The following is a 5,452-nucleotide window of genomic DNA, read 5'->3' on the forward strand; positions in this document are numbered from 1 at the left end:
GAGTCCTACCGAGTGAGGCACGCCCTCATGCAGGAGGGGTAGGCGCTCAAAAAGCCTGCGCACGTCGCGTGCGCAGGCTGCTCAGATTCCGGTGCTCATTTTGCTCAAATCTAGTTGACAAAACACAGAGGCGCCAGATGGGGATGGTGATGGCCAGCCCCGCCCCGAGCAGGACGGCCCTCAGGTACTCCCATAGCGGCCCGGTGAACGCCTGCCCCCCGAAGCTCGAGGGCAGGTCCATGACCGTGGTAAGGCAAAAGAGTGTCAGCGAGGCGAGGTAGAGCGCCAGAAAGCGCCGCGCCTCGGCGTCCGCGCGGCGGGAGATCTTGGGCGCGTCGTCTCCGATGAGGGCGTCGACGGTGGTGCCGAGCTCGGAGGCGATCAGCTTGAGGCTCACGATGTCGGGAAGCGTCTTGTTACATTACCTTCTGAAACATATAGCGCACCTTGTCCAGGCGGCTGTTTGGACGGCGGGGCTGGATGACTGGCTTGCCGACAGCGGCCTGATACCCTTTCAGTTCTGTAAGGCATACGCTCTGCCCGTTGGTGTAAAAGGCCAGATCAGTACGGTATGCCTGTATACAGCGGGCGGGAATCTCGCCAGTAAAGACAACTTCATCCTTTTTTACCTGGACCGTTTCGATGGTGGCACAGTATTTCGGTGCATCATGATAAGCCCTGGAAAGATATTCCCGGGGCGCATAGAGGGTGAAGGAGAGATAAGGTTCCAGCAGTTGCGTCCCTGATTCCTTCAATGCCTGTTCCAATACAATCGGGGCCAATGAGCGGAAGTCCGCCGGCGTGCTGACCGGACTGTAATAAAGCCCGTATTCAAAGCAAATCTTACAGTCCGTTACGTTCCAGCCGAACAAGCCCTGCTCCAGCCCGTAACGGATACCATCCCTGACAGCGTTTTGAAAACTCTGGTTCAAGTATCCCAGCGAAACCCGGCTCTCGTATTGTACACCGGAGCCAAGCGGGAGTGGTGTAACAGACAGTCCGATGGATGCCCAAAACGGGTTGGGCGGCACCTCGATATGGATGGTGTGGCTGGCTGCTTTGAGCGGCCGCTCCATATAAATGACGGTGGGTTCCTTTACCACTGTTTCAAGCTTGTATTTTTCCGACAGCAAAGCGGAAACAACCTCCAACTGCACCCGGCCCAAAAAAGAAAGAATGATCTCATGGGTGATGGAATCCACCTCGCAGCGCAAAAGCGGGTCAGTATCCGCAAGTTGCGTAAGAGCGTCCAGCAGCCGTTCTCTTTGCGCTGCCGTTTTCGGCGCAATCGACGTCCGCAGCATGGGGAGGGGGTCCTCACGCCACCTTTTACGAGGGAGCCGGGTTGGGTCCCCTAATACATCGTTTAACCTCACGCTGTCGCTGGGAAGGATAACAATTTCACCCGGATAAGCGGTGTCTGTCCGAACAATTTCCCCTTTGGATGGAATACGCATCTCTGTGATTTTCAGCTTTTCTCTCCCGGCCAGGGCCACCGTATCCCGCAGGCGCAGCGTTCCGCTGTATAGCCGTAGATAGACACGCCGCTGGCCGCAATCTGTATACTCCACCTTGAAAACGCTGCCGCATAGGGCGGCGCTCCCCTGTTCCCCAATCGGTTGGAACAGCCCTGTCACCGCATCCATCAACGGTTGAATGCCAAGGCCATTTTTGGCGCTGCCATAATAGACTGGGAACAGGGAGGCGTCTTGAACCCGCTGCTGTTCCTCCCGCGCAAGTTTTTCCCGGCTGATTGGTTCTCCTGCGATATACTTTTCCAATAATTCATCGTTATTTTCGATGACCGCATCCCATGCTTCTATGTCGGTATTTTCCTCCAGGACTATTTCCGGGGACAGCGACACCGTCTGCTTGATGATAATATCGGCGGAGAGCTTATCCCGAACAGACTGAACCACGCTCTGCAAATCAACGCCAGCCTGGTCGATCTTGTTGATAAAGATAACGGTGGGAATGTTCATTTTCCGCAGGGCATGGAACAGAATACGGGTCTGGGCCTGCACGCCATCTTTAGCGGAGATCACCAAGATGGCCCCATCTAAAACAGCCAAAGAGCGGTACACCTCCGCCAAAAAATCCATGTGGCCGGGCGTATCCACAATGTTAACTTTACATCTGTGCCACTGGAAGGAAGTGACTGCCGCTTGAATGGTAATCCCACGCTGCCGCTCCAAAAACATGGTGTCCGTCCTCGTTGTCCCTTTTTCGACGCTCCCCGGTTCTGAAATGGCTCCGCTGGCATATAGCAGGCTCTCCGTCAAGGTCGTCTTTCCAGCGTCTACATGGGCAAGAATTCCAATATTGATTATTTTCATGTGATTGTCCTCCCTTTACAGCCCCAAAGGGCATAAAAATCCCCAGCAGTAAAATACTTTTACCACTGGGGATGATAATTTGCGGACATACCCATATACAGCATACACCTGTTTGTGAGTGCTGTTTTTGGGGATATGTCAAAATTGATAAGGCAAAAGTATTCTTAAATTGGGTACAAAAAACTAAGCCCCTACAAAAGGGACTATCATAATCCCTTGTTCCCACTATTTGATTATAGTTTTATTTAAGAATACCTTGCCGCATATTTTTTACTCCTTTTCTGGACTTGAATTATTATATCACATCAGTTTTAGGAAAGCAAGTACCTAAAAGAATTTTTTCTTCCCCTTATATGTAACAATCATACCGGCTTCCTAGCGTTCAGAATGTTTTCTGCTGTCTGCTGTGGTGTTTGGTTGGAATTGTCCAACCAAAAGCCGATCCGTGGTGTTGTCTGCATTTTACTAAATACAAATTCAATGTATACAGAAAGATATAAGGAGTGGGAGGGATTCCGCCGTAGTTGGCATTGTAGGAAAATCCAAAAGTTTAGATTTTCCCACAATGCTTATCTTTTGGTCTTTGGTTCGGAATAGTGTAGTGCTGGCGGTCTATCTCTTGTTTTCGGTTGCTTGCTTCCTTACCGTACATGAGCATTGCCCCAGGCCATCTCGTACTCCGCGGCGCCCGTCGACGCGTCCGTGCCCTCGTCGACCACGACGAACCCCTCGCGCAGGTAGAACGCGACGGCGCGCTCGTTGTCGCGGTAGACGTGGAGCGAGAGGGGGCGGTGGCGCCGCTTTGCCTCGGCGAGCAGGGCGCTCCCGATGCCGCGCGAGCGCGCGTCCCGACTCACGAAGAGCCCCGCGACGTAGCTCCCGGTGAGCCCGATGAAGCCGTCAGGCTCACCGACGGCACCCTCGTGAACGAGCACCTCGGCATGGGGAAGCTCGCGGCGAACGGCGTCGGCGACGCCGCGCCAGTATGACGCGGGCACGAAGGGGTGGGCCTGCTCGTTGCCCGAGAGCCAGATCTGCATGACGGCGGCGAGGTCCGAGGGGGCGAGCGCTCTGATCACGGGTGCTCCTCGTTCGGTGCGGGCGGGGACGGGGCCAAGGATAGCAGCTCCTCGCCCCGGGGCGGGGCGCCGCTCGGGGGCGCGTCGCTTTGCTACACTGCTGCCAGAGTCGTCTGCCGAGCCCTTGACCCAAGGAGGCCCCATGGCGCGCCCGGAGCGCATCGACGCGGTGCTGTTTGACTTCGACGGGACCCTCTGCGACACGGAGACCCGAAACATCGTGCTCATGGACGAGGTCCTGCGGGAGCTGGGCGCAAGCGTCCCGCGCGAGGAGCTCGAGGCGCTCACGGGCGGTGAGGACCGCGTCTTGGTTCCGCCGCTGCTCGAGCGCTACGGGGCGCACGGCACCTACGACGACTTCGAGCGCCTGCGCGACGACTGGTTCCGCACGTACGCCGAGGCCGACCTCGCGCTCGAGCCCGGGGCGCGCGAGCTGCTGGAAGACCTGGGGGCGCGCGGCGTGAGGATGGGCGTGGTCTCCATGACGGCGGCGCGCTGCATCCTGACGGCGCTCAACCGGCTGGGCATCCTCTCGCGCTTCGGCGCCGTCGTCTGCGGCGACATGGTGGGGCGCTGCAAGCCCGACCCCGAGCCCTACCTTCGCGCGCTCGACCTCCTGGGCGTCGACGCGTCGCATGCCGTCGTCGTCGAGGACTCGCCCACGGGAATCGCCGCGGGGCGCGCGGCGGGCTGCCACGTGATCGCGTACACCGGCTGCGGCATGGGCCTCGACGTGAGCGCTGCCGACGAGGTCGTGGACACCTTCGTGGGAATCGGACTGTAGGCTCCGGGACGGGGGGATCGTCACCGCTCCTTGGGACAGGGGGACGGAGCGGTGACGATCCCCCCGTCCCCCTGTCCCACTAGGCGAGCGTCGAGGCGAGGGCGAGCAGCTCGTCGACGTCCTTCTCCGCCGTGGCCCAGGAGCAGACGAAGCGCGCGACCACGCGCCCGTCGCCCAGATCGTAGAAGGTCTCGCAGCCGCACGCCGCCTCAAACGCGTCGCGCTGCTCGGTGCCCATGACAAAGAACTGCTGGTTGGATGCCGAGTCGCCGTATGGCTCAAAGCCGAGCTCAACCATGCCGGAGCGAAGGCGCAGCGCGCGCTCGTTGGCGTTTCTCGCCAGGCGCCAGTAGGGTGCCTCGCCGCCTCCGGCCGGCTGCTCGAACGCCGCCTCGAACTGCACCCCGAGCAGGCGCCCCTTGGCGAGCAGCCCGCCGCGCTCCTTCTGCAGGTACGGGAAGGCCTCGCGCAGGCGTGGGTGCGAGATGACCATGGCCTCGCCCATGAGCAGGCCGTTCTTGGTGCCGCCGATGTAGAAGCCGCCACAGCGCGCCGCGATGTGCTCGAGCGTGAGGCCGCCCGCGGCGGGCGAGGTGAGCGCCGAGCCCAGGCGGGCCCCGTCGAGAAACACCGGCAGGCCACGCTCGTCCGCCCAGTCGCAGATGGCATCGAAGCGCTCCAGGTCCCACACGCCGCCGAGCTCGGTGGTGTCGGAGATGTAGACGCACCCCGGGCGCGTCATGTGGCGGCCCGTCGAGGTCTGGAAGCGCCAGACGCGCTCCGCGGCCTCCGGTGTGAGGAACCCGTCGCGGTCGTCCGTGGGCAGCACGGTGCGCCCGCACGCGGCGACGGCGCCCGTCTCGTGCACGTTGATGTGGGCGTCCGGCGTGCAGACGGCGCCCTCCCAGTCGCGCAGGAGCCCCGTCACGCCGATCACGTTGGCGGAGGTCCCGCCGACGCAGAACTCGACGTCCACGTCGTCGCGCCCGCACGCGGCGCGGATGAGCTCGCGGGCGCGCTCGCAGTGGGGGTCGCCCTCGGTGTAGCCGACGGTCTGCTCGTCGTTGGTGGCCACGAGCGCGGCCAGGACCTCGGGCGCGGCGCCCTCGGAGTAGTCGTTGCGGAACATTGAACTGCGCCCCAAAACTTGGACGCATAAATAATAGCCGCTATGCGGCGTCGCGAAGGGCCTGCTCCCGGAACTCCACCGGGGTCAGGCCCTTCAGCCTGACCTGGCGCCTCACGTGGTTCCA

The 5,452-nt window shown here is 60.6% G+C and carries 6 protein-coding genes; 1 reads left to right on the forward strand and 5 read right to left on the reverse strand.

Annotation, left to right across the window (positions count from 1 at the left end; genetic code table 11):
- Window positions 1-46 precede the first annotated feature (46 nt).
- From BQ7106_RS00045 to BQ7106_RS00060, 3 genes are all read right to left on the reverse strand, one after another.
- Complete coding sequence (locus tag BQ7106_RS00045) at window positions 47-397, reverse strand: hypothetical protein (protein WP_072369410.1); 351 nt, start codon at window positions 395-397, stop codon at window positions 47-49.
- Window positions 398-416: 19 nt separating this feature from the next.
- Window positions 417-2,336, reverse strand: a complete 1,920-nt coding sequence (tet(W), locus tag BQ7106_RS00050; protein ID WP_072369412.1) for a tetracycline resistance ribosomal protection protein Tet(W) — start codon at window positions 2,334-2,336, stop codon at window positions 417-419.
- A gap of 641 nt (window positions 2,337-2,977) precedes the next feature.
- A complete protein-coding gene (locus tag BQ7106_RS00060; protein ID WP_205407634.1) occupies window positions 2,978-3,415 on the reverse strand; it encodes a GNAT family N-acetyltransferase in 438 nt (145 codons plus the stop codon).
- 142 nt (window positions 3,416-3,557) lie between these two features.
- On the opposite strand from BQ7106_RS00060, the gene BQ7106_RS00065 reads away from it, so the two are divergent.
- Window positions 3,558-4,199: an HAD family hydrolase gene (locus tag BQ7106_RS00065; protein ID WP_072369416.1), complete on the forward strand. Its 642-nt coding sequence runs from the start codon at window positions 3,558-3,560 to the stop codon at window positions 4,197-4,199.
- 79 nt (window positions 4,200-4,278) lie between these two features.
- Here the strand turns inward: BQ7106_RS00065 and BQ7106_RS00070 are convergent, their stop codons facing one another.
- The gene (locus BQ7106_RS00070; protein ID WP_072369420.1) at window positions 4,279-5,328 is read right to left on the reverse strand and encodes a threonine aldolase family protein; all 1,050 of its coding nucleotides are present in this window, start codon (window positions 5,326-5,328) and stop codon (window positions 4,279-4,281) included.
- A 40-nt stretch (window positions 5,329-5,368) separates the two neighbouring features.
- A partial coding sequence (locus tag BQ7106_RS11415) for an IS3 family transposase (RefSeq protein ID WP_129583746.1) occupies window positions 5,369-5,452 on the reverse strand: 84 nt, incomplete at its 5' end.

It is taken from the genome of Thermophilibacter mediterraneus (assembly GCF_900119385.1).
Classification (GTDB): Bacteria; Actinomycetota; Coriobacteriia; order Coriobacteriales; family Atopobiaceae; genus Thermophilibacter; species Thermophilibacter mediterraneus.

Coding starts and splice junctions, on each gene's coding strand:
- BQ7106_RS00065 (WP_072369416.1), top strand. CDS start 3,558: ATGGCGCGCCCGGAGCGCATCGACGCGGTGCTGTTTGACTTCGACGGG.
- BQ7106_RS00070 (WP_072369420.1), bottom strand. CDS start 5,328: ATGTTCCGCAACGACTACTCCGAGGGCGCCGCGCCCGAGGTCCTGGCC.